This is a genomic window from Providencia sp. PROV188 (assembly GCF_027595165.1).
Taxonomy (GTDB): Bacteria; Pseudomonadota; Gammaproteobacteria; order Enterobacterales; family Enterobacteriaceae; genus Providencia; species Providencia lanzhouensis.
The window spans coordinates 1,197,349-1,223,608 of record NZ_CP097291.1; the positions used below are offsets into that span (position 1 = coordinate 1,197,349).

The window sequence follows — 26,260 nt, forward strand, 5'->3', positions numbered from 1 at the left end:
ATCAAACTGGCAATTACAGGGTATTTGTTGTCAGTAAGATGATTATAGAAGATCCCTCAATTAACCAGATTGATATAGGTTAATTGAGGGCTTAGATTTACTTAATTATTTGCTAATTTTTTTAATTAGAAGAATAACTTGTAAGTTGCAGCGGAGATAGCGACCAGACCCATGATGACAACGAAGATATTGCTGAGTTTACCGGAGTATTTACGCATCGCAGGAACTTTGCTGATTGCATACATTGGCATTAAGAACAGCAGGATTGCGATAACTGGGCCACCCAGACTTTCAATGATATCCAGTACACCAGGGTTCAATGTTGCAACAATCCAAGTTGTTACTAACATGAACAGTGCAGTACCACGATTTAATTTTTTAACATCAACTGTTTTGCCTTTTGCGCGATATGCACGCTCAACTAAACCATTGAAACCTTCACGAGCACCTAAGTAGTGGCCTAAGAATGATTTGATGATAGCGATAAAGGCGATGATAGCTGCGGCATACTTGATGAACGGCTGATCAAAATAGCCAGACAGGTAGTCAAGGATACTGATATTTTGCGCTTTAGCTGCAGCAAGGTCAGCTGAAGACAGTGTGAATACACAGCTGATGACGAAGAACATTACAGTCAGAACCATCAGGATGTGTGCAGAAGCTAGAATGCGTGAGCATTTTTTCTCAGCCGCTTCATCATACTCTTCACGTTTTGCAACAGAGAAAGCAGAGATGATTGGTGAATGGTTAAACGCGAAAACCATAACTGGGATTGTTAACCAGATAGTGATCCAAATGCTTTGTCCACCTGATGCTTTAGCCGCTTCAGTCACGTTATCTAAAGATAATGTGCTCAGAGCATCGGTGCTCCAATGTGGAACCATATACAGAGAGAAAGCGACCAGTACGGCGATGAATGGGAACACCAGCATACTCATGACTTTAACAATGTATTTTTCACCGAATGCCACGATTGCCATGACGCCACCGACTAAAATCAGTGCCAGCAACCAACGTGGTGGTGCACCAACGCCTAATAGTTCAGTCAGGAATTTGTTAACGTTGTTAGTGATGGAAACGCCATAAACTAACAAAATAGGATAAATTGCAAAGAAATAGAGCAGGGTGATCCAGTTACCTGCTGTACGACCAAAGTGCTCTTCTACCACTTCGGTAATGTCACCGTCTTTCTTTGAACCGGAAAGGACAAAGCGTGTTAAACCACGGTGAGCAAAAAATGTCATTGGGAAAGCAAGTACTAACATCAGTAATACTGGCAGTAATCCACTCATACCCGCATTGATAGGCAAGAATAAAACACCAGCGCCGATGGCGGTACCATAAAGACCGAGCATCCACACGGTGTCTGTTTTACGCCAAGCGGTAGCATTCCCTGTTTGCGAGGCTGTTTTGTTGATGGAACCAACTTTTGTTGTATCCATAATAGTCTCCAAAAATAAAAGTCAAAAAATAAAAATTGGGTGCCTATTTCACTAGGCTCTTAATCTTTTTGTACGATTAATCGACGGTTTAATTAATGGTTAGTAAATAAACAATCGGTTAATACACTGTCTAGCCATTAATAATGGTTTTATACGTAACAATCTGATTGGAAATAAAACTAAGATGAATATGAAATTCATTTTCAATCAGTTTTGCAATTTTATAAGTAATTTTTAAAAGTGGATTTTGAGTGTGAGAATCTACATTTTAGCAGAACAAAATGCCGTGATCATTATCTCAAAAGAGAAATATCCCCCATGTTTATCAGCTCACAGTGAATTTTGTAAAATTGTTAATGAAATTTAACTTAGTGCTAGCTATTACTGGTTTTCAACCATATTCATAAAATGATTATTCGACAAATTTATTTATATAAAAATACAAAACATTAAAACCGTTATCATGTTAATAAAAAATTTAACGTCAATAAAATGATCAATGACTTGAAAATAAAGATGGAAAAACCACGCTATTCCTTGGATGAGTTTCAACTTCATAATTAACGTAACATAATGATATTTATTGTATTTTTGTGATTGCATTAATTGATTAATAACGTGATTAATTTTTTTGGTTAATTAATGTTCTTGAGGAATATGTTAATTGTTTTAGGGGATTTAAGATTAGAAATAGAATACTTATTTTTCGTCACAAAAAATAATAAGAAAACGTTACAAAATATTTGTTAATTAATTGTTTTAATATTTATTTGATAAATTCAAATAAAGTTATTGATGCTAAAAATAAATGAAAACAAACTTTGATTTAGCTCAATATTTAATGACGGGAAAAATGAAGGGGAAAGTACTGACACTAATAATAGGTCAGTACTTTAAATCACCAATTAAGGTTGCATCCATCCTTTGCGAATGAGAGAACCAAATACGAGGTGGTAAAGACGAGTGATTGGCTGCTGAATAACACTGCCGCCCACAGCCCAAATCAGCTGAGATAAACCGCAAGAAATAGCACCTAAGATAAATGCACCAATCATGTCTAACGGCCAGTGAACGCCAAGATAAATACGAGACCATGCAATAACGATGGCAGGAACCATAAACACGAAGCCAACCCACGTTCTTAGCCAGAATAAGAAAGCAAAAACAAAGGTAAAGACGATAGTTCCATGGTTACTCGGAAAAGAAGGTGTTGCGTCGTGATCTAAGAAATTAGAACCAATTCCCATCACAAAAGGGCGTTCATGTGGCGCAAAATAACCAATCAACCAAGAAATCACTAAACCAATAACAATGGCGTAAGCCGTTTTACAGGCAAAGGCACGTTGGCGAGTCATATTTGGCTGTGCACCCCAAAACCAGCATGCAACAGTAAATAGCGGAAAAATAAGGATCAAGCGTTTGGCGATCACCGTGGCTAACGCAATAGTACCACTTGCGGACTCAGGCGTTGCGTTGATCAGATTAAAAAGATCCAGATTTAGTTGTTCCAGCACGATCGGAGTACCTCGGACATTAGTTCTCAAGAAGACGGGACATAGCAATGGGAAGGGGGTGAATCAAGACACGCTCTAGACCTTGCTACTCAAGCTGACAAATTTACTTTTTGTTAAACATTAACTCAATCAATATTTGCTCAATAACAGTGATTTATCAGGGCAATGCAAAAGTTCTAGACACAAAAAACCCGATAGCATGAAAGAATCAAATGGCTATCGGGCTCCTCAATATGGGGACATCAAAGAAAAGCAGTGGCACTAATTAAGACTACGGCAAAGGAGGAAAGTTCTCTCGGTGATCAGAAAAAGTGCAATTTTTGATGAAAATATTTTTGCATAGCACAAAAAGAAAAAATAAAGCCCCAAATGATAGGCTCATCTGGGGCTTTATAAAAGAAAATGTCTTGTAAGATTGATTACTTATACAGGCTCAGATTTTCTTTAGCGTATGCTTCAAAATCAGTGCAACCACCGATGTGTTTCTCATCGATAAAGATTTGAGGAACGGTTTCTACAGTTTTACCAACGGTTTTAGATAAGTCTTCTTTAGAGATACCTTCCGCTTGGATATCAACATAGCGATAATCGAAGTCGTCACGTTCATTTTTCAGTTTTTCTGCAAGTTCTTTAGCACGAACACAGTATGGGCAACCAGGGCGACCAAAAATAACAGTGTACATAATATCTCCTTAAATTTAGAACTCAGATTTTAATGACTATTCAGATACGAAATAATAATGCCCAATACTATGCCAACATCAGCTTCTAAATAAAAGTTGAATTTTCCTTTCATAGCTATAGGCAGTATATATAATTTGCTAGAGGTGGTGACGATACTGTCAGTATAAGGCAATAAAACGAAGGAAAACATCATGGAACAACAGCAAAAACCCACAAAAGAGACTAAAGGGACGATGCGCTCATTAGCGGATATGCCAAAACCCGTTCTTTTTCTTGAGGGTATCGGAATATTATTACTAATCACCGTATTACTTGCTACTAATGACTATATTACGCTGCCGGAATGGCTAGCCAGCTCTGGCGCGATTGTTTCTATGGTGCTGGTCGGGATGGGCTGCTTAATTCCGGCGATGATTAATATTATTTGGCGAGCCGTGCATGGTCTTACCTTTTTGGGAATTGATAATAAATCGGGTGGCGCGAGTCGTGACCGTCGTAATCAACCAAAAGAGACGACGCGAGATGATGATAAACCAGACGAAAAGTAGAGCAGGGCATGGTTTTACTGGTGTTTAGATTGGCTATGTGTGAAAATTGTCCGCTTTCTATTTGTTAGACTGAATGATTTGTTAGTATGAGTGCTTGGTTGGCATGAATATGGTTATTTTTGGTATATCGCTATTTTGAGTTGAAGAAGGTTATTGCTCATGGATTCTATTTGTTACCCAGATATCTCACAGCTGCGAGAGTGGCTAGACCAACTCAAAACGTCTTATTTCGAGTGTGATTCTTGTGCTGCTTTGCATCTCCCTCATATGCAAAATATTGATGGGATCTTTGATGCTAAATTAGACATTATTAATAATGTGTTAGTACTCTCAGCATTGGCAGAACTTAAACCTACCGCGATTATTACGCTGGTGGCAAATATTAGCCAAATTAACGCCAGTTCATTAACGGCAAAAGTTTTTCTCGAAATTAATAATGAAAATCTACCTAAGTTGGTGGTTAGCCAATCATTTTCGTTAGAAGCCGGAATTACTTATCGCCAATTTAGCCATTTCTTACAGCAGGCCGAAGAGCAAATTTCCGGTATTGTGTTTGAAATTTTCAGTAATAATCTACTGTATGCAAACCAAGATGAGTATGAAGAGTTAGAGTCGGATGATAATGATGACGACACTGAATCCGACCTTGATGATAAACCTTCTGTAATTATTCACTAAATACCCTATGCATTGTGAAAAATATTTGGCAGGAGAATGTCGCTCCTGTCAGTGGCTAGAATTATCGCCAGAACAGCAAATTGCCCGTAAACAAGATAATCTGCAATCGTTATTGCCTTCTTTGGCATCATCTATATTTTTGGCACCCGTGATGGGACCATTTGAAGGATTTCGAAATAAAGCCAAAATGGTTGTCAGTGGTAGCGTTGAAAAGCCAATTTTGGGTATTGTTAACCGTGAAGGTGACGCCGTCAGTTTAACGGAGTGCCCGTTATATCCCTCTGAATTTTCGCAAATCTTCGCGCAGCTTATTCCCTTTATCGCTAGAGCTGGGTTAACCCCCTATAACATTGAGCGTAAGCGTGGAGAGCTAAAATATATTTTGCTGACACAAAGCTGGCATACCAAACAATTTATGTTGCGCTTTGTCTTGCGTTCCGATAAAAAAATCGAGCAATTACAGAAAGCATTACCTTGGTTACAAGAAAAATTGCCGCAATTAGCCGTGATCACCGCCAATATTCAGCCCGTACATATGGCTATTTTAGAAGGTGAACAAGAAGTTATGTTCACTGAGCAACATGTGTTGCGGGATGAATTTAACCAAGTTCCTCTGTTTATTCGTCCGCAAAGTTTTTTCCAAACTAATCCTATCGTGGCATCTCAGTTATATCAAACTGCACGAGAGTGGGTAAAAGAATTGAATATCACTAGCTTATGGGATCTATTTTGTGGCGTGGGTGGCTTTGGTTTGCATTGCGCGGATAAGACGATCAAACTAATGGGGATTGAGATTAGTGCGCCAGCTATTGAGTGTGCTCGTCAGTCTGCCCAAGAGCTAGGTTTGCAGCACGTTGAGTTCCAAGCGTTAGATTCAACAAATTTTGCCACCAGCCGCCAAGATATTCCCGATTTAGTGCTGGTGAATCCACCTCGCCGTGGTATCGGTAAGAATTTATGCAATTATTTATCTGATATGCATCCTGAGTATATTCTCTATTCTAGCTGTAATGCCCAAACTATGGCGCAAGACTTTGAATTATTATCAGGATACGAAGTTTGCAAAATTCAACTGTTTGATATGTTTCCGCATACTGCACACTATGAAGTATTGAGTTTATTGAAGCGAAAATAGTGATTAAAATAGATAGGTTTACGCCTATCTATTATGAATTTCCCCATATTTATCAATAGACAAATTACCTTTTGTGTTCTTTATTAATGGGAGATTTTCAGTAATAGTTGAAATCATTTTTTTAACGTCAGTTTCATTTGAATCGAGATTCCATTTTTTTAGTCCCTTATAAATGGTGATTTTGGTTATATTACTTATTAAGTCATGGCTTTTCAGTTTTATTTTGAAATTATTGGGTAATACTATATTTGCTTTATTTTTTATGAGTGCATTTTTTATATTAGTTTGAATATCTTCATCAGAAAATTCAGGTAAGCTAAGTTTGTTTTGACTGTTGGCTCTTTTATCAATTATGCGGACATTAAGTAATGTATGACCAGCATAAGAATGCTCAGTTTGATCATTGGTACTAAATTCATTGAAAAATTGAGATAATTGTTTGAAAAACCTGTAGCTATCTTCATCAAATAAAATGCCATTGTTTGGATCAAAAAATGTATATACTACTTTCTTGTTATTACTTTTGGCAGAAATAGCCATACAGTGGCCGATTGTTTCTACAAGAGAATAATAATAACCTTTGCTTTTTATTGATTCATCGATATCCATTTCTATATCAGCTAGTGTTTTTAACTCGCCATAATGATTGATATTTTGTCTATTTTCCAGTGGTTGTGTATTATCGTCGATTAATCCTGCGCGAATTTGTCTATCAACGGAGATTAGCCCCATTCTGTCTAACTCAAATTTTAAAAAGGCAATCAAAATTAAATGGGCATCATCTGTTGTTAACGGCATTCTATAGGATAATTTTTCTCTTATTGGTGCTATTTCTTCCTGGGATAAATGCAAGCAACTGGAGCCGTTTCTATCCAGTATTTTTTTTATAAAAAATACTAAATTGGCAAGGGAATCATAGCCAATGATAAATTTATCGGGGTCACTCAATATTTTAGTGATCTCAGGTAGTTGAAGTAAGTTAGCCAAATACACAATATTTTCTTCCTGAGCACTTATCTCTCTAAGTGTGAGGTTCTTTATATCGAATAATAGATTATCCAATGCAATAGTATTTGAATAATCTATTTGTTCATTGACGGCTTGGTGCATTAAAACATTAAATTCTGAGAGTTTGACATTTTTAATGAAATTTAAAAGATACTCATCGAGTGTATTTTGAGGCTCTTCATAATGGGCTAAAGTGTCAAAGGACTCATTTATCTTCTCTATATATTGCGTGCCACGGTTATTGTTCTCATGCAGCAGAAAACAAGTGGAAAGACCACGGCAAATACCTGCTTGAATAGGGCTAATATTTGATACTTTGACAAGCTTATTCTGAAATAGATCGGGGATATTCGTTGCTATGTAATTAACAATAGGTTCTTGTTGAAAAGGAACGGAAAAATTAATTTGTGTAATCATCTCGATAGCCTTATTTAATCGGTATAATTTTGCAATGATTCATGCTACCAATACAAAAAAGGTCTATCTTTCAAAAAGCAATATAATATATAGAAATGATTTGCCATATATGTTTTTCATACAAAAAAGCTTGGCATAAGACCAAGCTTTTTCATTTAAAAACAATCTGTTAACTTTTAGCTGCGATGTTCAAAAGCCAGTGCTTTACGCTCAATCAGACGCATAATTAACGTCAGAATCGCATTCACCACAAGATAGATAATCCCTGCCGCGACAAACGCCATGACATCCCATGTCTGCCCAAATACTTGGCTACTGTAGCCCATAATATCCAGCATCGTAATGGTACTGGCGAGAGAGGTACTTTTGAAAATCAGTACGACTTCGTTGGAATAGGATGAAAGTGAACGTTTAAACGCATAAGGAAGAATAATCCGCATAGTTTGCAGCTTATTCATACCCAGCGCTTGGCAAGACTGCCACTGACCTGACGGAATGGCTTTTACCGCGCCATGGAATAACAGTGTGGAATAGGCTGCACTGTTTAATGCTAATGCCACCATCGCACAAACCCAAGGCGTCGAAATAAACTCCCACAGCATAGGGTAATCTTGCAGTGACTTAAATTGGCTCGGGCCATTATAAATCAAGAAGAATTGCACTAATAACGGCGTACCCGTGAATAGGGTGATATACACCTTAACCGCTTGTGAAATGACGGGAGTTTTGAGGGATAAGATCAGCGTAAAGAAGATGGCTAAGATAAAAGCCACCAATAATGCACTGAAGGTCAGTGACAAGCTGGTTGGTAATCCCGGTAATATTTGTAGAATTAAATCGATCATTTCGCATCACTCCGTTCAAAACGCGTGGTGCGCAGTTCAATACGTTTTAGCACCAATTGGCTTAATAGGGTGATAGCGAGGTAAATCAGTCCCACAATAGCGTACCAAGTAAATGGTTCATGGGTACGATTCACAATGGTTTTAGTTTGTAGCATTAAGTCATTGACGCTAATTAAGGAGACTAACGCGGTATCTTTGAGTAACACTAACCATTGGTTACCTAAGCCGGGCAGGGCATGGCGCCACATTTGCGGCATGATATAGCGAAAGAAAATGGTGCGTTTGCTTAATCCAAGTGCTAATCCCGCTTCCCATTGACCATAAGGTACGGCTTTCAAGGCACCACGCAAGGTCTGGGAGGCGTAAGATGCATATAACAGCGCGAGCGCAACTACACCACAGAAGAATGGTGTGTAGTCAAATTCGCCGCTATCAGCAAAGAAAATGCTCGGGTCAATTTGGAAAGTACCTTGCCAGAAGCCTAAGTTAATGGCGATACCATCACCTAACAGGTTAATAAGCTGGAGGGTTCCAAAATAGACAAACAGCACCACCAGTAGTTCAGGTAAACCACGGATCAGCGTGACCCAGCAGGTTCCTAAAAAGGCGAGAGGTTTGAACCGAACAGATTCCCACGCGGTAAATAGCATCGCGAGAACCAATCCAAGGACTAGTGCTAAAACGGCAAGGCCGACGGTAATACCGGCGGCACTTGCTAAAAAGAATAAATCATTCATTAATTATATCGACTACTGTTGAAACCATTTTTTATGGATAGCATCGTAGGTGCCATCGGCTTTAACTTCAGATAAGGCTTTGTTCATTTTATCCAGCAACTCTTTGTTGCCTTTACGAACCGCGATACCTAAACCAATGCCAAAGTATTGTGGATCGGTCACTTTGTCGCCCACAGCCGCTAAGTTTTCATTACCTTTCGCTTTTAACCATTCATCAGCAACGGCTGTGTCACCGAATACCGCATTAATACGACCGTTTTGCAGATCTAAAATGGCAGATTGGTAGTTATCATAAGGGACAACCGTCATATCTTTATGTTGTTCCAGAATGTATTTCTGGTGTGTGGTACCGTTTTGTACCCCGATTTTTTTACCTTTTAACTGGTCAACGGCAGTAATCTTATCTTTTACTGCAATAAACTCAGCGGAGTTCGGATAGTAAGTTTCGGTGAAATCCACTTGTTGTTGACGCTCAGGGGTAATATCGATACCCGCCATTAACGCTTCAAAGCGACGGAATTTCAGGCTTGGAATTAAGCTATCAAAAGATTGGTGTGTGAATGTGCAGGTTGCATTCATTTTTTCACACATTGCATTTGCCAGATCTACGTCAAAACCTACGATTTGGTTGTTTTTATCAAACATTTCAAACGGGGCGTAAGTTGCTTCAGTTGCAAAACGGATGGTCTCTTTTTCCGCCGCCGCCGCAGATAGGGTTACAGCGCCTAATAATGTAGCTAATAATAATTTTTTCATTGCTTAATCCTATATCTATTAGTGGGACAGAATCTATTAATGGGATAGATAATTTGCAAATGCTTCGGTTTGAGGTGCAGCGAAGTGGCTAGCATCTCCTTGCTCTACAATATGACCGTTTTCCATATAGACCACACGGCTTGCGGTTTTACGGGCAATTTCAACTTCATGGGTCACGATAACTTGGGTGATCCCTGTTGCTGAAAGTTCACGAATAATGTCTACCACTTGCGCTGTAATTTCAGGGTCAAGTGCGGCTGTTGGTTCATCAAATAACAGAACTTGAGGTTCCATCATCAAGGCGCGAGCAATCGCGACACGTTGTTGCTGTCCACCGGATAAATGCAGGGGATAACGGTCAGCAAATTGCGATAAACGTAAGCGCTCTAACAGCTTAGCGGCTTTTTCTTGTGCTTGCTGTTTGGATAGCTTCAAAACGCGGCATGGCGCTTCAATCAGGTTATCCATCACACTTAAATGAGGCCAGAGATTATATTGTTGGAAAACCATACCTACATTTTGGCGCAGATCGCGAATGGCTTTCGCATCTGGTGTTTTGGCAAAATCAAAAGTATGGTTGGCAACATTGAGTTGACCTGAACGTGGCATTTCTAGCAGGTTCAGTACGCGCAGTAAGGAGCTTTTACCTGCGCCACTTGGCCCGAGTAATACCATGGTTTCACCAGCAGAGCACTCTAAGTTGATATCAAAGAGTGCCTGATGGTTACCGTAGAAACAGTTTATGTTTTTTAATTGAATGCTCATGCTTACCAATAATATCTAAATTAACTACCCGCGATATTAATCCTGTAAGCATATTTATGCAATGTTTTATGCATAAAAATTTGGTTTTTTACGCTAAATTTATTCTGGCTTATTGGAGCTATCTTCCGCTATCGGTGCTGTCACAAGCTTTTTGTCCCGTTGAATAGCCAATTCACTAATACGCTTAGCCATGCCTTTAAAGATGAACAGATGAGCTGGCATCATCGCAAACCAATAGAGTAATCCGCTGAAACCCGCAGGATGCCACCATGCACGAACATCAATGGAGCGTAGGTTTCCACTATCATGAATAGTGAAAGTTAATCGACCTAAACCTGGTGCTTTCATACCAAAAAGTAAGCTAAGTTGTTTATTTGGTTCCATATTAATGACTCGCCAACCATCAACTTCATCACCAACCTGTAAGGTGTCACGATCAGGTCTGCCATATTTGACTTTATTCAACATCATATCGTCCATAATGGCGCGTGTTTTCCAAAGGATATTGGCGTAAAAATAGCCTTCTTTTCCTCCAATTTGCTGGACGGTATGCCAGAGCGATTCTGTGGATGCGGTGGTGCTAAAGGTAAAGCCCGCTTGTTTAGGGTAGTAACCGTAACCCGGTCGCCAGCGTTTTCTCACCTCAGGATCATAACCCCAATCAGAGTTATCAATGGCACTGGCTTCTTCCGCTAATGTGGTTCTGACTGCATCATCAAATGAAATCAGCGTTTGCGGGATAAGCTCGCGAATGAGTTTATCGTCTGCAGGCAGATCGTGTTGTAAGCCTTGGATCAACTCTTTGGCAATAGTCGGCGGCACTGAAGTTATCAAGCTAATAAAGTGCACGGAGATCATGCTGACAGGGATTGGAATTGGAATTAACAAGCGACGCTTTCCAGAGACTTTGATAAAGCGCTTGAAGAGCTCTTGGTAGCTTATATATTCAGGACCACCCGCATCTAACACTCGACTTTCTGTCACGGGAAGTTGGGCTAACTGGGTGAGGTAATACAGGATATTTTCAAGGGCAATTGGGGATGATTTTGAACGTACCCAACGAGGCGGCGTCAAGATGGCAAGGTTATACACCATATCTCGCATAATTTCGAAGGCCGCAGAACCTGAACCAACAATTATGGATGCGCGAATTTCAGTCACAGGAATACCACTTTCGCGCAGAATCTCCCCTGTTAAGCGTCTGGCAATTAAATGCGGGGAATAAGTATGCCCATGTTGCAGTGCGCTGAGATAAATCACCTGCTTGACGTTAGAGTCTTGCAGCGCATTTTGTACATTGCGTGCCGCTTCACGTTCACGTTCAATAAGATTGGCTTGATCCGCCATGCTATGAACGAGGAAGTAAACAATATCCACCTCGTCCATGATATTTTTCAGGGTTTCAGGCTGGTGTAAATCCACATAGATACAGCGAGTATCCGACCAACCTTGGGATAGCATCCAGTCTACACGTCGGGCGGCAGCAGTGACTTCATGACCTTCTTCCAATAATTTAGGAATTAAATTTTGCCCAATATAGCCACTTGCACCTAGTACTAAAACTCGTTGTTTACCCGTCATGTTAATTTCCTGTGATACCTAAATTAACGGCTATTGTGACTGAAATTCTACTTATGTAAAGAAGGCCATAAGGATTGGCGTAATTAGACTTAAAACGAAGCCGTGAACGATAGCCGCGGGGACAATCGACACGCCACCACTACGCTGCAATACCGGTAAAGTAAAGTCCATAGACGTAGAGCCACAAATTCCCAATGCAGTAGAACGATAGCGATTAATGATTAATGGAATCAACATGATGGCAGTCAATTCTCGCAATAGATCATTAAAAAATGCGGCGCTACCCATCACGGGACCATAGGCATCGGTAATTAAGATACCAGTGAGTGAATACCAACCAAATCCAGAGGCGATAGCTAACCCCATTTTGATAGGAAGCCCAAGGAAAAAGGCTGCAGCTGCCCCACCGATAAGGGCGCTAACCCCCATGACTAAGGCAATAGTCGTACCTCGGCGGTTAATTAAAATCTGTCGAATATGCATGCCACTATTACGCAGTTGTACCCCAACCAGTAACAGCAGCAACATTAGAGCCACTTGGCTGCCTTTATCCGCATAATGTAAGAATTTAAACCCCGTTAATCCTACTAAAAAGCCAATGAGCAAGACACCACACAGCTGCAAGGATTCAAATACCATTTTGATACGTGAAGGGGGCTTTTCTTGCTTGTGCTGCGGTACTTTCCACGGATCAAGTTTATCCAGGAGAATTAAAGAAAGCGCATTGAGGCCAAAAATGCAGGCGAAGAAGGTCAGGGCATAAATTAAGATGGACACTAAATGTGCGCTGAGGTTTTCAAGCAAAGCAAGGGTAATACCCATTAAAAATAAAATAACGTACACCATCGAATTTAAAGACTGATGAACTCGATGAAGAACATTTTTATTTTTTATAGGTATCAAGTAACCAAGAAACAGAGGTAAAAGAATAATCAGCAAGCCTGAATACATGTTAGTGCCCTTTTATTTCATTTCGTTTTACTGCATTAACTACACTAATTTATGCCAATATAAACAACAGATTATATTTAAAAATTCATGAACATAGCTATCGAAACATGAATAAATTTAACCTGTGATGCTAAATATCACGTGAGTGATAAATATTTTTCAATGGCTGATTAACTAAAAATAGGAGAAAAATGCTGGAAAATAAAGCATAAACATCCTATATCACCAACTAAATAAGCTCAATACAGGGACATGTATCGCAACGTGTTTTTTTTGTACTGTGTTGACTCGTATAGTAATTAATTGGCTTAATGAGTAAGCTTTTATTTGAGATAGTTCAGGTTGTTTCACGGATCCTTGAGTGGTCAAGATGTTACAATCAAACTCAGTTTTCGATAGCAAGGAGAGAGATATGTATCTGGAACGTGTGGAAATATACGGATTTAGAGGGATCAACCGACTTTCTTTAGAACTTAATAATAATACCGTTCTCATCGGGGAAAACTCATGGGGGAAATCAAGTTTACTCGATGCCTTAGATATTTTGCTCTCTCCCGAACATCGCGAATACCAATTCACAGCTAATGATTTTCACCATCCTACAGGGGATGATGAAACACGTTTTCGTACTTTGCAGATTGTCTTAAAGTTCTGTGAGAGTCGTCCTGGTCGCCATCATTCTTATCGTTTCCAAAATCTAGCTTCTGTTTGGGTCGATAATGGGGATGACTTAAAACATATTTTATTCCGAGTAAGTGCGGAGCTAAAAGATGATAACAGCGTTACGGTAGATAAGTGCTTCTTAAATTCTGGGGGTAATAAATTATCCCTTGATAATGTGGGTAAGTATATTAAAGAAATTGTCCGTTTATATCCCGTAATTCGCTTACGAGATGCGCGTTTCTTAAATAGTATAAACCCCGAGACGATAGTCAGCGGAAGCAACAATTTCCGTGAAAACTTTAATCATCAGATTAAAGAATTGACGATGGCGCTGGTGAATAATCCTGAACGCTTAAGTGATAATGACCTTGAAGATGGGGTGGACGCGATGCAGCAATTGCTGAGCCACTATTTTTCAGGGAAAAGCGGTCATATGGTGAAAACGGATAATCCAATGATTAGTATCGAGCCTCGTAAGCGGGGGTGGCAGGCATTGGATAATATTAATCGATTAATAGCGAAGCCGAATCAACGTAATATTCGCCTGATTATCTTAGGGATGTTTTCATCGTTACTGCAATCTAAAGGGAATATTGAGCTGGATAAACATGCTCGCCCAATTATTATTGTGGAAGACCCTGAAACACGGTTACACCCTATTATGTTGTCTATTGCGTGGGGGCTGTTTAGTTTATTCTCCTTGCAGCGGATCACCACAACCAATTCTGGTGACTTACTTTCCCAAGCGCCAATTGACAGCTTATGCCGTCTTGTCCGTGATACTAATAAAGTGTCTGCATATCGTTTGAACCCGCAGGATTTAAGTGCTGAAGAGTTACGTAAAATCTCTTTCCATATCCGCTTTAATCGACCTTCCGCATTATTTGCCCGTTGTTGGCTACTGGTTGAAGGTGAAACGGAAATTTGGCTAATGAGTGAATTTGCAAGGCAGTGTAATTATTTCTTCGAAACAGAAGGCATTAAGGTAATTGCTTTTGCACAAAGTGGCTTAAAACCTTTATTAAAATTTGCCAATAAAATGGGCATTGAATGGCATGTGTTAACTGATGGGGATGAAGCAGGGCGAAAATATGCCGCAACGGCGACGCATTACGCCAACAAAATTAATTCGCCAGATAGAGACCGGTTAACCATGTTGCCTGCACCGGATATGGAACATTTTCTGTATCGCGAAGGGTTTCAAGGTTTGTACCATGAAATTGCAGAAATTCCTGAAAATGCTCGAGTATCCACTCGCCGCGTGATTTTAAAAGCGATTGCACGGACGTCAAAACCTGACTTAGCGCTGGCGACAGTAAACCGTGCCGCTGAATTAGGCCCTGAAGCTGTACCATTAGCTCTGAGAAATATGTTCTCAAGAGTCGCATGGTTGGCACGCGGTAAGGCGTATTAATATAAATTGCAGTTAATCTTAAATCTGTTTAGTGAAGAGTGATAATTATTCAGCTATCTTATTTTCAAGAGAGGGGCGGCCCTCTGATTGAAAATAGGAACAGAGTTAATGAAGGCAGCATCAAGAAAAAAATGGATTTATGGCATATTTGTCCTACTCGCGGCGCTGGTTACCGCATGGTTTTTTCTTGGTAACCAGCAACCAGAGAGCTACCAAACGGTTGATGTGACTCGTGGCGATCTCGATAAGCGGGTTATGGCGACGGGTAAATTAGATGCTGTACGTAAAGTGGATGTGGGGGCGCAGGTTAGCGGTCAACTGCAAACACTGTACGTTAAAGAAGGTGATACCGTTAAAAAAGGCGATCTGCTTGCCGTTATTGACCCGCAAAAAGCGCAAAACGAAGTCACTGAATCTCAAGAAACTATCCATGAATTAGAATCCAACTTGGCATTGGCTCAGGCTGAATTAAAGCTTGCACAAGTGACTTACCAACGCCATTTAAGCCTCTCAAAAGTACAAGCGGTGGCTCAGCAAGAGCTGGATAAAGCCAGAACCGATGTGGAAGTGAATAAAGCGAAGGTGGCCACGTATCAGTCGCAGATTAAACGTAATCGCGCCTCTTTAGATACCGCAAAAACGAATCTGAAATACACCCAAATTACAGCGCCAATGGATGGTATTGTGACGTTTATCAAAACATTACAAGGGCAAACGGTAATTGCCGCCCAAGAGGCACCAACGATTTTAACGCTCGCTGATTTGGATACTATGTTGGTCAAAGCAGAAGTTTCCGAAGCGGATGTTATCTACCTTGAGCCAGGGCAAAGTGCGTCTTTTACCGTGTTAGGCGCTCCGGATAAAAAATTCGCAGGAAAATTGAAAGATATCCTACCGACCCCTGAAAAAATTAACGATGCGATTTTCTACTATGCCCGTTTTGAAGTGCCAAACCCTCAACATCTTTTAAAGCTACAAATGACCGCACAAGTGGTGATTGAGCTTGAGTCCCATAAAAATGTGCTGCTCCTTCCCTTGCTCGCTTTAGGAAACGAAGTCACTCCGCAAGTTTATGAAGTGGAAGTTTTGAATGATGGGATACCGCAAAAGAGAAACATTGAAATTGGCAGTCGTAACGATGTTTCAGTGGAAGTGATTAAAGGGTTGCAAGAAGGGGATAAGGTCATCGTCGGTCGCAGCAGCGATACGGAATTGTAATGATGACGACTTTACTGGAGCTGCATAATATTACGCGGCGCTATCCTGCGGGTGAGCAGGAGATCACCGTACTCAAAGATGTTTCGTTGAAAATAAATGCCGGTGAAATGGTGGCGATTATCGGTGCGTCAGGGTCGGGAAAATCGACGTTGATGAATATTTTGGGATGCTTGGATAAACCCACATCAGGGGAATATTTCGTTGCAGGTCAAAATATTGCGACATTGGATAATGACCAATTGGCACAATTACGACGTGAACATTTTGGCTTTATCTTCCAGCGTTACCATTTACTGAGCCATTTGAGTGCTGAGCAAAATGTTGAAATCCCCGCTATTTATGCCGGAGCAGGCAAGTCTCAGCGACAGGAACGGGCGGTGCAATTACTTCAACGTTTAGGCTTAGGTGAACGAGTTCATTATCGCCCAAGCCAATTGTCGGGGGGGCAGCAACAAAGGGTTAGTATTGCTCGCGCTCTGATGAATGGCGGACAGGTTATTTTGGCGGATGAGCCGACGGGGGCGCTGGATAGCCATTCGGGGGAAGAGGTCATGAAGATCTTAAAAGATCTTTGTGCCCAAGGGCATACGGTGATCATCGTTACCCATGACCCGAAAGTCGCGCAACAAGCAGAGCGGATCGTTGAAATCAAAGATGGCGAAATCATCAATGATTCAGGTATGTTAGCAACGAAGAAAGCTGAGTTTCCGGCAAAAATCGCGATGAAGAAAAATCCATTAGGGCAATGGGTTAGCCGATTTAGTGAAGCTTTATTGATGGCGTGGCGCGCGATGGTAGTGAATAAAATGCGCACCTTGCTGACGATGCTGGGAATTGTGATTGGTATTGCCTCAGTGGTATCCATCATGGTAATTGGCGATGCGGCCAAAGGGATGGTATTGAATGATATTAAATCGATTGGTACCAATACAATTTCGGTGTATCCCGGAAAAGATTTTGGCAGCGATGACCCAGAAAACCGGCAAGCGTTGAAATCCTCTGATATTTCTGCCATTGCTCAGCAGCCTTATGTTCAGTCGGTGACTGGCTCCATTGATACCTCAGCTCGATTACGTAAAGGGAATTTAGATGCGGTGGCTCGAGTCGCAGGAGTGGGGGTAGGTTATTTCCAAGTTTATGGTAATAAATTCGCTGAAGGGATGGGATTTACTCAGGATATGCTTGATCGGCGTGCGCCTGTGGTGGTGATTGACGGTAATACGAAACGACGATTTTTTCCGAACAAACAGAATGTCGTGGGTGAGACATTGCTCATCGGAAATATGCCCGCCACTGTCATTGGTGTATTAGGAGAACAAAAGTCAATTTTTGGTTCCAGTAAAAGCCTAGAAGTGTTTTTACCCGACACGACAATTAACAGTAAGCTGATTAACCGTTCTTACTATGACAGCATTGTGGTTAGAGTGAAGGATGGCATTGATGCGAAAGTGGCTGAGCAGCAACTGACCCGTTTGCTGACTTTGCGTCACGGTAAGAAGGATATTTTTACCTATAATATTGATACATTGGTCAAAACAGCGGAAAAAACCACCCAAACTATGCAGCTCTTTTTGACTTTGGTCGCTGTCATTTCCCTTGTGGTTGGGGGGATTGGTGTGATGAATATTATGTTGGTGTCTGTCACAGAAAGAACCCGTGAAATCGGTATTCGTATGGCGGTTGGTGCTCGAACGATGGATGTGATGCAGCAATTTCTTATTGAGGCGGTGTTAGTGTGTCTTATCGGTGGCTTAATGGGAATTGGCTTATCTTATGGCGTCAGTCTGATTGCTCAAATGGCGCTGCCAGGCTGGACATTTGCATTTGATCCAATTGCACTTGTCAGTGCATTTGCCTGTTCAACGGCGATTGGGATTATTTTTGGTTTCCTACCCGCGAGAAATGCGGCGAGATTAAATCCGATTGATGCATTAGCAAGAGAGTAATTTATCCATCAGTGATTATTTGAAAAGTTGTAGAGGGGGGATCTCTACAACTTTTTTCTCACGAATAAGGCAATTTATTAGATAAAATAATTAGTGAATAGCTGTTTAGGTCGAATATTTTGTGAGATTAACGGCAATGAAAAGATAATTTACTCTATATTTGCGTGTCTAAATTAGAATTATCTATCGATGAACACTCATTTTGTGAAATTTCTCTAATCAAATGTGGTTTTTTTAACCTATTAATTTACAGCTTATTTTGTTTTTACCCCCTCCTATTTCTCCTACCATTTAAATAACCGATAATAAAAAAGCTATCAAAAAGGTAAATTCTACTTGCGATTTAGTACCGATCGTGGATATTATTCGTCTTGTAGAATAAATGAAACCTAGTTCCGTTAAATGGAACTTTAGCGAAAAGCCAAAAAATCACAAGTAAAGACTCATACACAGCAGGATAAAAAATGGCAAATAAAGCAGGTGAAGATTATTCTCTGGCGCGGGTACCGCAAAGTGCTCGTCGACCGTTTTATGAAGTGTTGATCCTCCGTATCGGTTCACTCGCTTGCGTTTCGCAAGTGATGCTAGGTGCAGCGCTTGGTTATGGATTAACGTTTTGGCAGGCGTTTTGGGCAACAATGCTCGGTTCTGTAATTTTACAGGTCGTCAGTTGGGGTCTCGGAGCGGCAGCTTGCCGTGAAGGAATGTCAATCAGTCTACTGTCTCGGTGGTCTGGTTTTGGAAAACTAGGATCGGCATTAATTGGAGGTGCCATTGCTATCTCCTTAATGGGTTGGTTCGGTGTCCAAAATGGTTTCTTCGCGGATGGTATGTATAAAGCGACTAACGTGCTAACACCAGGGACCTGGTCGCTTATTACAGGCATTGCGGTGACAATTATTACGGTATATGGGTATCGCTTTTTATCTATTACCGCGAATATTTCAACACCGCTATTTTTATTCGCACTAGGTTGGGCAACTTATAATTTATTATCGGGACAGGACATTAGTTTATTAATTAATGCCACTGAACCTGCCGGGCCTTTAATGACAATGCCAGCTGCAATTACGATGGTTGCGGGTGGTTTTATCATCTCTGCTGTAACAACACCAGACATCAGTCGCTTTATGCATAAGCCGAAAGATGTGTTCTGGATGACGTTGATTGGTACATTCTGTGGCGAGCTTTTCGTCAACATGATAGCGGTATTAATGGCTTTAGCATTACGCACAAGCCAAGTTTTTGATTTGATGATGGCGTTAACTGGGTTGCTAGGTGCATCGATTGTTATCTTCTCAACAATTAAAATGAATGATATCAATCTCTACTCTTCATCACTCGGCTTCTCCACACTGTTGAACGCTATTTTTAATAAGCGTTTTGACCGCCGTTATTTAACATGGATTATTGGTATTTTTGGTACTGTGGCTTCCATGTTAGGCATTTTAGATAACTTTATTAGTTTCTTAATTTATCTTGGTATTTCGATTCCGCCTGTCGCGGGTATTATGGTTGTTGATTATTACTTGTTAAAACGTGACAGAAAAGAGCTGGATATCACCCGAGAACAAGGCATTTTACCAACGCGTTGTGAAGCGTATAACCCAGTAACTTTAGTGGCATGGTGCTGTGCGGTCGTTGTTGGTTGGGGAACTTCTGCTCTAGGACCTTTGGGTGCAGATATTGGTGTCCCAGCGTTGAACTCTTTGCTGGTTGGTGCGGTGGCTTATTGGATTGGTATGCGCTTATTAGCGGCATTCCGAGGCGAAAAAGGCATTCACTTCCGCCAAGTTTCTCATTTAGATTGAGGGCAAATGGATGACTGATAACCGAGTTAAAGTTGCGCTAGCTCAGTTCGATTCTGAGCTAGGGAATAAGACGGGTAATTTGCAACGCATGGCGCAATTATGCGAACAAGCGGCATCGCAAGGGGCAAAACTTATCTGTTTCCCTGAGTTAGCCACAACCGGTTATCGTGGTGATCTATTATCTACTCAATTATGGGATCTCAGCGATTTTGACGGCAGCGAAACATATCGCATGTTTAGTCAATTGGCTTCCCGCTTAGATATCACGATTGTAGCGGGATTTGCCGAACGCGGTAGCCGTCTAGGTGAAGTGTATAACTCAGTGGGTGTATGGAATCCCGGCTGTGAAAATATCAGCGGTGTATTTCGTAAGGTTCATGCGTTTGGTATTGAAAAACAGTGGTTCAAAAACGGGGATACTTTCCCCGTGTTTGATACGCCAATCGGTAAAATTGGTGTGATGATTTGCTACGACATGGGCTTCCCTGAAGTAGCGCGGATCCTCACTTTACAAGGCGCTGAGTTACTGATTGCGCCTTCTGCCTGGTGTATTCAAGACCGCGATATGTGGGACATTAATACAGCGTGTCGTGCTTTAGAAAATGGCACGCATCTTCTAGCGGTCAATCGCTGGGGGCATGAAGAAGATTTACACCTATTTGGTGGCAGTAAAATTATGGGCCCGCGTGGGCAAGTTTTGTGTGAGGCATCTTGCGAACAAGAACAGTTGTTAGTTGGTGAGATTGATTTTCGTCTTCAGGCATATACGCGTTTAAATGTGCCTTATCTAAGAGATAGAAAGCCTCTGGATTATGGCTTGCTAGTGCAGGAAACTCAGGTATGAGTATTTTAACAAGTGTTGTCGACGTGTATCGCCTATTTTTACGCTCAGGTAATGAGCTAACGGTCACCACGTTGGTCAATGAATTATCGATGCCGAAAAGCTCCGCGTCACGTCTGTTAAAGCAGATGGCAGAACTTGGGTTACTCGAAAAGAAAAATAACGCGCCGATTTATCGTCCAGGTTTGTTGATTATGGAGATTGCCCACCGAGCTCGTGGCATGAACCATTTAATTGATATGGCGTTAGAAGCATTAGACAGTTTGACGAAAGATACGGGGTTTACCAGTTATGTATCTGCGTTAGATGAAGATAAAGTCCGTGTTGTTCATGCACGAATTGGTAATAGCATGCTGCAAGTGGTTACGCAGCCGGGAACGCGTTTACCTATTGGTGGCACATCAACGGGGCGCGCATTATTAGCACGTTTGCCGATAAATGAGCGCATAAACTTAATTAATTTAGAGCCTGAAGAGTCTCGAGCTAGTTTAAATGAGCGCATTAGCGTGATCACTGAACGAGGTTGGGAGTTTTCAGTCAATGAGTCAGTTGCCGGTGTCGCTTCTGTATCCAGTACAGTATATGACCCTTCACAAAATACGTTGTATGCGTTGTGTTTGAGTCTCCCTGCGTCGCAAATGACCGATGAGATTATCGTGCAGTTGTCCCAAGATCTTTACCGTAAGGCTTCTTACCTAGGATGTATGGTTGGGGATCCTTATTGGTTAGAGCGTAGTACCAAGTAGTCAAAAAACCTTGTGATATACAGCAGTATCAGTAGTAAAAGTTCAGTAATGAGTAGTTGCAGTAAATAATAATTAAATACCATTCAAAGTGCGTGAATACGCCTTCATCAGGAAATATACCCTTTGTCTTTAGTTAAGGGGTATTCAGAGTAAGCGGGTGCTCCTTTGGTGCCCGTTTACTCTAAAACTCTAAAAAAAATAATTAGAATTAAAGGAAGTACAATGACTCTAAAGCAAACTTTGTGCGTTTATGAGCTGCTCGATTGTGCGAATGTTAGTGGGCATGATGTTGTTCAGTTGTTCCAGGATTTCCCCTCAGTTCAAGTCATTTCAACGACGGTTGTCGATCAAAAAGGCCAAAGCGATTTCGTCAGAATCACCATTCCGGGTTTACAAGGCAAGTCCCAAGGTAAGAATGCACCAACGTTAGGGATCATCGGGCGTTTAGGTGGATTGGGAGCCAGGCCTTCGCGCATTGGGGTTGTTTCTGATGCGGATGGCGCAATTGCTGCCATCACAACGGGATTAAAATTGGCTGAAATGCAGCAAAGAGGAGATGCATTACAGGGGGATGTGATCATTACAACGCATATCTGTCCAAATGCGCCAACTCGTCCGCATACACCCGTCGATTTTATGGATTCCCCCCTTGAAGACGCAACGATGAATCTTCATGAAGGGATCCCTGAAGCTGATGCAATTTTATCGGTGGATACCACCAAAGGAAATCGCTTAATTAACCATAAGGGTTATGCGCTATCACCGACGGTTAAATCGGGGTATATCCTACCTGTTTCTGAGGATCTATTGCGTTTAATGGAGTGGAGTAGCGGACAAAATGCAGTGACTTTCCCGCTATCTATCCAAGATATCACGCCTTATGGCAATGGGCTTCATCACCTCAATAGTATTATGCAACCAGCAGTTTCAACGACGGTTCCGGTTGTTGGTGTCGCCATTTGCACTGAAACTGTTGTACCGGGTTGTTCAACGGGAGCCAGCCATGAAGTAGACATTGCTGCGACTGTGAAATTTATGATTGAAGTCGCAAAAGCTTTCGGTGAAGGGCAATGCGCGTTCTATGATGAAGAGCAATATCAGTTATTAACTGAATTGTATGGTGATATGCATCATTTGCAGGCAACGGATGAACAATAATATTTGTTGCAGACTGTCTTAATTTAGAACGTCGTTAATTTGGAATAGCCACAGTTAATTATTTACCCCTTAAAAATAATTAACTGTGCTCTATTACCCTAGCTTATTCTGTTTTCGCTTCACCACTTTCGATAATTGGGATAATGGCGGTAGCATGCGCGCCTTTAGGTCCGTCAATCATAAGCGTGTAGCTGACCTTTTGACCCGCTTTGAGTGTCCGGTAACCATCCATCTGGATTGTGGAATAATGTGCAAATACATCATCTCCGCCATCTTCTGGGCAAATAAAACCAAAACCTTTGGCATTATTGAACCACTTAACCGTACCTGTATTCATATTTCTGTCCTTCAAGTTTGCTACTGACTGTTTATATACATGCATAAAATACACATGCAAACTAGGTATAAATACGAAGTTAATCGCTCGCATTTCATACTGTATTGAATAGGGATATTTGGTCAAGAGTCGGATTTTGGCTTTTTGAATAAACTGAAAATAATCCGATGAGCGTTTTTCGTGAAATTTTAAATTTTTTGACGTATATCACAAAATTTAGATGCTATAAGTTAGTTATCAGCCCATGGTACACTGGGATAAATTGAGAATTCAGTACCAAAATGAAGACAAAGTATTTTTAATGGCTTAGCTTTATTGAATTGCTATTTAGTGAATAGATATCATTGATAATAAAGGCTATGCTTAAATTGAATTTCCACACTGAGCAACACGACTGAGCACGAAAGTAATGAGTGATTTTCTGGGCACATTTAAAACTGACACAATTTTTAAAGATGAAGTTGAAAAGACGCTGCAACCACCATCGATGTATAAAGTATTGTTAAATAATGATGATTATACTCCGATGGATTTTGTTGTTGAGGTGTTACAAAAATACTTTTCTTTTGATGAAGAACGCGCTACACAGATAATGTTAGATGTACATTTTCAAGGTAAAGGTATTTGCGGTGTCTATACTGCTGAAGTTGCAGAAACAAAAGCCGCTCAAGTCAATGCTTTTGCAAGGGAACATGAATATCCTTTATTGTGTACTATAGAGAAAGTCTGAAGAGTCTTAATATCAATTTTGGGAGGTGCTTATGCTCAATCAAGAATTGGAGCTTAGTCTAAATGTTGCTTTTACCAGAGCGAAAGACAATCGCCATGAATTTATGACTGTGGAGCACCTATTGCTGGCATTATTGAGCAATATCTCTGCGCGTGAAGCTTTAGAGGCTTGTAAGGTCGACTTGGTTGCCCTGAGACAAGAACTCGAACATTTTATTGCCCAAACTACGCCGCTATTACCTGAGAATGATACACGAGACACTCAACCGACTTTGAGTTTCCAGCGCGTACTGCAACGTGCTGTTTTTCATGTTCAATCATCAGGACGCAGCGAAGTGACTGGTGCGAATGTGCTAGTGGCAATTTTTAGCGAACAAGAATCCCAGGCGGCTTATTTATTACGTAAGCATGATGTTAGCCGCCTTGATGTCGTTAATTATATTTCCCACGGTACCATTAAAGGTGAAGATTCTTCTTCATCGGAGGATGATGCCGCAAACAATACACCGCCAAGTGAAGAGCAACCGGTCTCAGAAGACCATATGGATAACTTCACCACCAATCTAAATCAACAGGCTAAGAAAGGGAATATCGACCCGCTGGTAGGACGTCAGGCTGAATTAGAGCGTACCATTCAAGTGTTGTGCCGTCGCCGTAAAAATAATCCATTATTGGTTGGGGAATCCGGCGTAGGTAAAACGGCGATCGCCGAGGGCTTAGCATGGCGTATTGAGCAAAATGATGTGCCTGAAGTGATGAAAGATTGCACAATCTACTCACTGGATATCGGCTCATTGTTGGCAGGTACTAAATATCGCGGTGATTTTGAAAAACGTTTTAAAGCGCTGCTGAAAATGTTGGAAAAAGACCCGAAAAGCATTCTGTTTATCGATGAAATTCATACGATTATCGGTGCTGGTGCGGCATCGGGTGGACAGGTAGACGCTGCAAACTTGATTAAGCCGCTGTTATCAAGTGGGCGTATCCGGGTGATTGGCTCTACTACCTATCAAGAATTCAGCAATATCTTTGAGAAAGATAGAGCGCTGGCTCGACGTTTCCAAAAAATTGATATTGTGGAACCTACCCCTGAAGAAACCGTGCGTATCATTAATGGATTGAAACCGAAATATGAGTCTCACCATGATGTGCGCTACACCGCGAAAGCTATTCAGGCGGCGGTGGATTTATCGGTGAAATACATTACCGATCGCCATCTGCCGGATAAAGCGATTGATGTTATCGATGAAGCGGGAGCTAGAACCCGTTTAGTGGCGCCAAGCAAGCGCAAGAAAACCATCGGTGTACCTGAAATCGAAACTGTGGTGGCGCGTATTGCGCGTATTCCAGAAAAAACGGTTTCCTCTAGCGATAAAGATCGTTTGAGAACCTTAGACTCACGCCTGAAGATGTTAGTCTTTGGACAAGATAAAGCGATTGAGGCGCTGTCTGAGGCGATTAAAATGAATCGCGCAGGCTTAGGGTTAGAACATAAACCTGTTGGCTCATTCTTGTTTGCAGGACCAACTGGCGTGGGTAAAACGGAAGTCACCGTGCAGCTGGCAAAAGCATTGGATGTGAAACTGCTGCGCTTTGATATGTCCGAATATATGGAACGCCATACAGTTAGCCGACTGATTGGTGCTCCTCCGGGATATGTTGGTTTTGACCAAGGTGGTTTACTGACCGATGCCGTCATTAAGCATCCGCATTCCGTCGTGTTATTGGACGAAATTGAAAAAGCGCACCCTGATGTGTTTAACATTCTTCTGCAAGTGATGGATCACGGTACGCTGACGGATAATAACGGACGTAAAGCGGATTTCCGTAATGTTATTGTGGTAATGACTACCAACGCAGGGGTACAAGAAACTCAGCGCCGTTCGATAGGCTTTGCAGAGCAAGATAATAGTACGGATGCGATGTCTGAAATTAAAAAGGCATTTTCACCGGAATTCCGTAACCGTCTTGATGGCATTATTTGGTTTAATGCGCTGTCGATGGATATCATCACGCAAGTGGTTGATAAATTCATTGTTGAGCTGCAAGCCCAGTTGGATGAGAAGGGTGTCTCGATTGAGGTCAGCCAAGCAGCTCGTCGTTGGTTGTGCGAGAAAGGGTATGACAAAGCAATGGGTGCCCGACCTATGGCGCGTGTCATTCAGGACAACCTGAAGAAACCATTGGCAAATGAACTGTTATTTGGTTCGTTAACAAATGGCGGCTCGGTGAGTATCGGGCTTGATGAAAAGAGTCACACACTGACATACAGCTTCAGTAGCGTACACAAGGCCTCTCCAGAGGATGCTGTAATCTGACAATAACTAGTACCACAG

At 41.3% G+C, this 26,260-nt stretch carries 23 protein-coding genes; 12 read left to right on the top strand and 11 right to left on the bottom strand.

What is annotated here, in order from left to right:
• Window positions 1-125: 125 nt before the first annotated feature.
• From M5X66_RS05360 to M5X66_RS05370, 3 genes are all read right to left on the bottom strand, one after another.
• Entirely contained in the window at window positions 126-1,442 is a 1,317-nt protein-coding gene (locus M5X66_RS05360) for a serine/threonine transporter (protein ID WP_108478971.1), read from the bottom strand.
• Between the two features lie 905 nt (window positions 1,443-2,347).
• The gene (ybjG, locus tag M5X66_RS05365; protein WP_036951892.1) at window positions 2,348-2,956 is read right to left on the bottom strand and encodes an undecaprenyl-diphosphate phosphatase; all 609 of its coding nucleotides are present in this window, start codon (window positions 2,954-2,956) and stop codon (window positions 2,348-2,350) included.
• A gap of 419 nt (window positions 2,957-3,375) precedes the next feature.
• Window positions 3,376-3,639 (bottom strand): GrxA family glutaredoxin, encoded by a 264-nt coding sequence (locus M5X66_RS05370; protein ID WP_006657693.1) that lies wholly within the window; start codon window positions 3,637-3,639, stop codon window positions 3,376-3,378.
• A gap of 192 nt (window positions 3,640-3,831) precedes the next feature.
• Here M5X66_RS05370 and M5X66_RS05375 point away from each other — a divergent pair, with 192 nt between their 5' ends.
• The 3 genes from M5X66_RS05375 to rlmC all read left to right on the top strand — a co-directional run bounded on the left by M5X66_RS05375 (window position 3,832) and on the right by rlmC (window position 6,001).
• A complete protein-coding gene (locus M5X66_RS05375) occupies window positions 3,832-4,188 on the top strand; it encodes a YbjC family protein (protein ID WP_036951889.1) in 357 nt (118 codons plus the stop codon).
• A 159-nt stretch (window positions 4,189-4,347) separates the two neighbouring features.
• A complete protein-coding gene (locus tag M5X66_RS05380) occupies window positions 4,348-4,866 on the top strand; it encodes a YbjN domain-containing protein (protein WP_036951887.1) in 519 nt (172 codons plus the stop codon).
• A 7-nt stretch (window positions 4,867-4,873) separates the two neighbouring features.
• Window positions 4,874-6,001, top strand: coding sequence for a 23S rRNA (uracil(747)-C(5))-methyltransferase RlmC (gene rlmC, locus M5X66_RS05385; RefSeq protein ID WP_270103919.1), 1,128 nt, complete (start codon window positions 4,874-4,876; stop codon window positions 5,999-6,001).
• A gap of 24 nt (window positions 6,002-6,025) precedes the next feature.
• On the opposite strand, the gene M5X66_RS05390 is transcribed toward rlmC, so the two are convergent.
• The 7 genes from M5X66_RS05390 to M5X66_RS05420 form a co-directional block, all read right to left on the bottom strand.
• Window positions 6,026-7,426 carry a hypothetical protein gene (locus M5X66_RS05390; RefSeq protein WP_270103920.1) on the bottom strand — a complete coding sequence of 467 codons (1,401 nt, stop codon included), beginning with the start codon at window positions 7,424-7,426 and terminating at the stop codon, window positions 6,026-6,028.
• A gap of 176 nt (window positions 7,427-7,602) precedes the next feature.
• Window positions 7,603-8,271 carry an arginine ABC transporter permease ArtM gene (gene artM, locus M5X66_RS05395; RefSeq protein WP_036951879.1) on the bottom strand — a complete coding sequence of 223 codons (669 nt, stop codon included), beginning with the start codon at window positions 8,269-8,271 and terminating at the stop codon, window positions 7,603-7,605.
• Window positions 8,268-9,008, bottom strand: coding sequence for an arginine ABC transporter permease ArtQ (gene artQ, locus M5X66_RS05400; RefSeq protein ID WP_036951876.1), 741 nt, complete (start codon window positions 9,006-9,008; stop codon window positions 8,268-8,270). Before artQ ends, artM begins: the two co-directional genes overlap by 4 nt.
• Window positions 9,009-9,020: 12 nt before the next feature.
• Window positions 9,021-9,764: an arginine ABC transporter substrate-binding protein gene (gene artJ / locus M5X66_RS05405; RefSeq protein ID WP_036951873.1), complete on the bottom strand. Its 744-nt coding sequence runs from the start codon at window positions 9,762-9,764 to the stop codon at window positions 9,021-9,023.
• Between the two features lie 36 nt (window positions 9,765-9,800).
• Window positions 9,801-10,529: an arginine ABC transporter ATP-binding protein ArtP gene (artP, locus tag M5X66_RS05410; RefSeq protein WP_036951870.1), complete on the bottom strand. Its 729-nt coding sequence runs from the start codon at window positions 10,527-10,529 to the stop codon at window positions 9,801-9,803.
• A 99-nt stretch (window positions 10,530-10,628) separates the two neighbouring features.
• A complete protein-coding gene (locus M5X66_RS05415) occupies window positions 10,629-12,110 on the bottom strand; it encodes a DUF2867 domain-containing protein (RefSeq protein ID WP_154609406.1) in 1,482 nt (493 codons plus the stop codon).
• 51 nt (window positions 12,111-12,161) lie between these two features.
• A complete protein-coding gene (locus M5X66_RS05420; RefSeq protein WP_036951864.1) occupies window positions 12,162-13,061 on the bottom strand; it encodes a lysine exporter LysO family protein in 900 nt (299 codons plus the stop codon).
• Window positions 13,062-13,473: 412 nt separating this feature from the next.
• On the opposite strand from M5X66_RS05420, the gene M5X66_RS05425 reads away from it, so the two are divergent.
• From M5X66_RS05425 to M5X66_RS05455, 7 genes are all read left to right on the top strand, one after another.
• Window positions 13,474-15,138, top strand: coding sequence for an ATP-dependent nuclease (locus tag M5X66_RS05425; RefSeq protein ID WP_036951861.1), 1,665 nt, complete (start codon window positions 13,474-13,476; stop codon window positions 15,136-15,138).
• A gap of 108 nt (window positions 15,139-15,246) precedes the next feature.
• Complete coding sequence (gene macA, locus M5X66_RS05430) at window positions 15,247-16,356, top strand: macrolide transporter subunit MacA (protein WP_036951860.1); 1,110 nt, start codon at window positions 15,247-15,249, stop codon at window positions 16,354-16,356.
• Between the two features lie 2 nt (window positions 16,357-16,358).
• Complete coding sequence (gene macB / locus M5X66_RS05435) at window positions 16,359-18,302, top strand: macrolide ABC transporter ATP-binding protein/permease MacB (RefSeq protein ID WP_154609409.1); 1,944 nt, start codon at window positions 16,359-16,361, stop codon at window positions 18,300-18,302.
• Between the two features lie 464 nt (window positions 18,303-18,766).
• Window positions 18,767-20,113 carry a purine-cytosine permease family protein gene (locus M5X66_RS05440; protein WP_154599926.1) on the top strand — a complete coding sequence of 449 codons (1,347 nt, stop codon included), beginning with the start codon at window positions 18,767-18,769 and terminating at the stop codon, window positions 20,111-20,113.
• A gap of 10 nt (window positions 20,114-20,123) precedes the next feature.
• The gene (locus tag M5X66_RS05445; RefSeq protein WP_036951854.1) at window positions 20,124-20,957 is read left to right on the top strand and encodes a nitrilase-related carbon-nitrogen hydrolase; all 834 of its coding nucleotides are present in this window, start codon (window positions 20,124-20,126) and stop codon (window positions 20,955-20,957) included.
• Window positions 20,954-21,700 (top strand): IclR family transcriptional regulator, encoded by a 747-nt coding sequence (locus M5X66_RS05450; RefSeq protein ID WP_036983690.1) that lies wholly within the window; start codon window positions 20,954-20,956, stop codon window positions 21,698-21,700. Before M5X66_RS05445 ends, M5X66_RS05450 begins: the two co-directional genes overlap by 4 nt.
• Window positions 21,701-21,922: 222 nt before the next feature.
• Window positions 21,923-22,858, top strand: coding sequence for a DUF1177 domain-containing protein (locus M5X66_RS05455; protein WP_108478965.1), 936 nt, complete (start codon window positions 21,923-21,925; stop codon window positions 22,856-22,858).
• Between the two features lie 103 nt (window positions 22,859-22,961).
• On the opposite strand, the gene cspD is transcribed toward M5X66_RS05455, so the two are convergent.
• A complete protein-coding gene (cspD, locus tag M5X66_RS05460; protein WP_036951850.1) occupies window positions 22,962-23,195 on the bottom strand; it encodes a cold shock domain-containing protein CspD in 234 nt (77 codons plus the stop codon).
• 409 nt (window positions 23,196-23,604) lie between these two features.
• On the opposite strand from cspD, the gene clpS reads away from it, so the two are divergent.
• On the top strand, window positions 23,605-23,925 hold the full coding sequence (clpS, locus tag M5X66_RS05465; RefSeq protein ID WP_036951847.1) for an ATP-dependent Clp protease adapter ClpS: 321 nt from the start codon (window positions 23,605-23,607) through the stop codon (window positions 23,923-23,925).
• A gap of 31 nt (window positions 23,926-23,956) precedes the next feature.
• Window positions 23,957-26,242: an ATP-dependent Clp protease ATP-binding subunit ClpA gene (gene clpA, locus M5X66_RS05470; protein ID WP_036951845.1), complete on the top strand. Its 2,286-nt coding sequence runs from the start codon at window positions 23,957-23,959 to the stop codon at window positions 26,240-26,242.
• Window positions 26,243-26,260: the final 18 nt, after the last annotated feature.

Excerpts from the sequence above, each read along its gene's own strand:
- M5X66_RS05360 (WP_108478971.1), bottom strand. The coding sequence starts at position 1,442 with ATGGATACAACAAAAGTTGGTTCCATCAACAAAACAGCCTCGCAAACA.
- M5X66_RS05370 (WP_006657693.1), bottom strand. The coding sequence starts at position 3,639 with ATGTACACTGTTATTTTTGGTCGCCCTGGTTGCCCATACTGTGTTCGT.
- M5X66_RS05375 (WP_036951889.1), top strand. The coding sequence starts at position 3,832 with ATGGAACAACAGCAAAAACCCACAAAAGAGACTAAAGGGACGATGCGC.
- M5X66_RS05380 (WP_036951887.1), top strand. The coding sequence starts at position 4,348 with ATGGATTCTATTTGTTACCCAGATATCTCACAGCTGCGAGAGTGGCTA.
- rlmC (WP_270103919.1), top strand. The coding sequence starts at position 4,874 with ATGCATTGTGAAAAATATTTGGCAGGAGAATGTCGCTCCTGTCAGTGG.
- M5X66_RS05390 (WP_270103920.1), bottom strand. The coding sequence starts at position 7,426 with ATGATTACACAAATTAATTTTTCCGTTCCTTTTCAACAAGAACCTATT.
- artM (WP_036951879.1), bottom strand. The coding sequence starts at position 8,271 with ATGATCGATTTAATTCTACAAATATTACCGGGATTACCAACCAGCTTG.
- artQ (WP_036951876.1), bottom strand. The coding sequence starts at position 9,008 with ATGAATGATTTATTCTTTTTAGCAAGTGCCGCCGGTATTACCGTCGGC.
- artJ (WP_036951873.1), bottom strand. The coding sequence starts at position 9,764 with ATGAAAAAATTATTATTAGCTACATTATTAGGCGCTGTAACCCTATCT.
- artP (WP_036951870.1), bottom strand. The coding sequence starts at position 10,529 with ATGAGCATTCAATTAAAAAACATAAACTGTTTCTACGGTAACCATCAG.
- M5X66_RS05415 (WP_154609406.1), bottom strand. The coding sequence starts at position 12,110 with ATGACGGGTAAACAACGAGTTTTAGTACTAGGTGCAAGTGGCTATATT.
- M5X66_RS05420 (WP_036951864.1), bottom strand. The coding sequence starts at position 13,061 with ATGTATTCAGGCTTGCTGATTATTCTTTTACCTCTGTTTCTTGGTTAC.
- M5X66_RS05425 (WP_036951861.1), top strand. The coding sequence starts at position 13,474 with ATGTATCTGGAACGTGTGGAAATATACGGATTTAGAGGGATCAACCGA.
- macA (WP_036951860.1), top strand. The coding sequence starts at position 15,247 with ATGAAGGCAGCATCAAGAAAAAAATGGATTTATGGCATATTTGTCCTA.
- macB (WP_154609409.1), top strand. The coding sequence starts at position 16,359 with ATGACGACTTTACTGGAGCTGCATAATATTACGCGGCGCTATCCTGCG.
- M5X66_RS05440 (WP_154599926.1), top strand. The coding sequence starts at position 18,767 with ATGGCAAATAAAGCAGGTGAAGATTATTCTCTGGCGCGGGTACCGCAA.
- M5X66_RS05445 (WP_036951854.1), top strand. The coding sequence starts at position 20,124 with ATGACTGATAACCGAGTTAAAGTTGCGCTAGCTCAGTTCGATTCTGAG.
- M5X66_RS05450 (WP_036983690.1), top strand. The coding sequence starts at position 20,954 with ATGAGTATTTTAACAAGTGTTGTCGACGTGTATCGCCTATTTTTACGC.
- M5X66_RS05455 (WP_108478965.1), top strand. The coding sequence starts at position 21,923 with ATGACTCTAAAGCAAACTTTGTGCGTTTATGAGCTGCTCGATTGTGCG.
- cspD (WP_036951850.1), bottom strand. The coding sequence starts at position 23,195 with ATGAATACAGGTACGGTTAAGTGGTTCAATAATGCCAAAGGTTTTGGT.
- clpS (WP_036951847.1), top strand. The coding sequence starts at position 23,605 with ATGAGTGATTTTCTGGGCACATTTAAAACTGACACAATTTTTAAAGAT.
- clpA (WP_036951845.1), top strand. The coding sequence starts at position 23,957 with ATGCTCAATCAAGAATTGGAGCTTAGTCTAAATGTTGCTTTTACCAGA.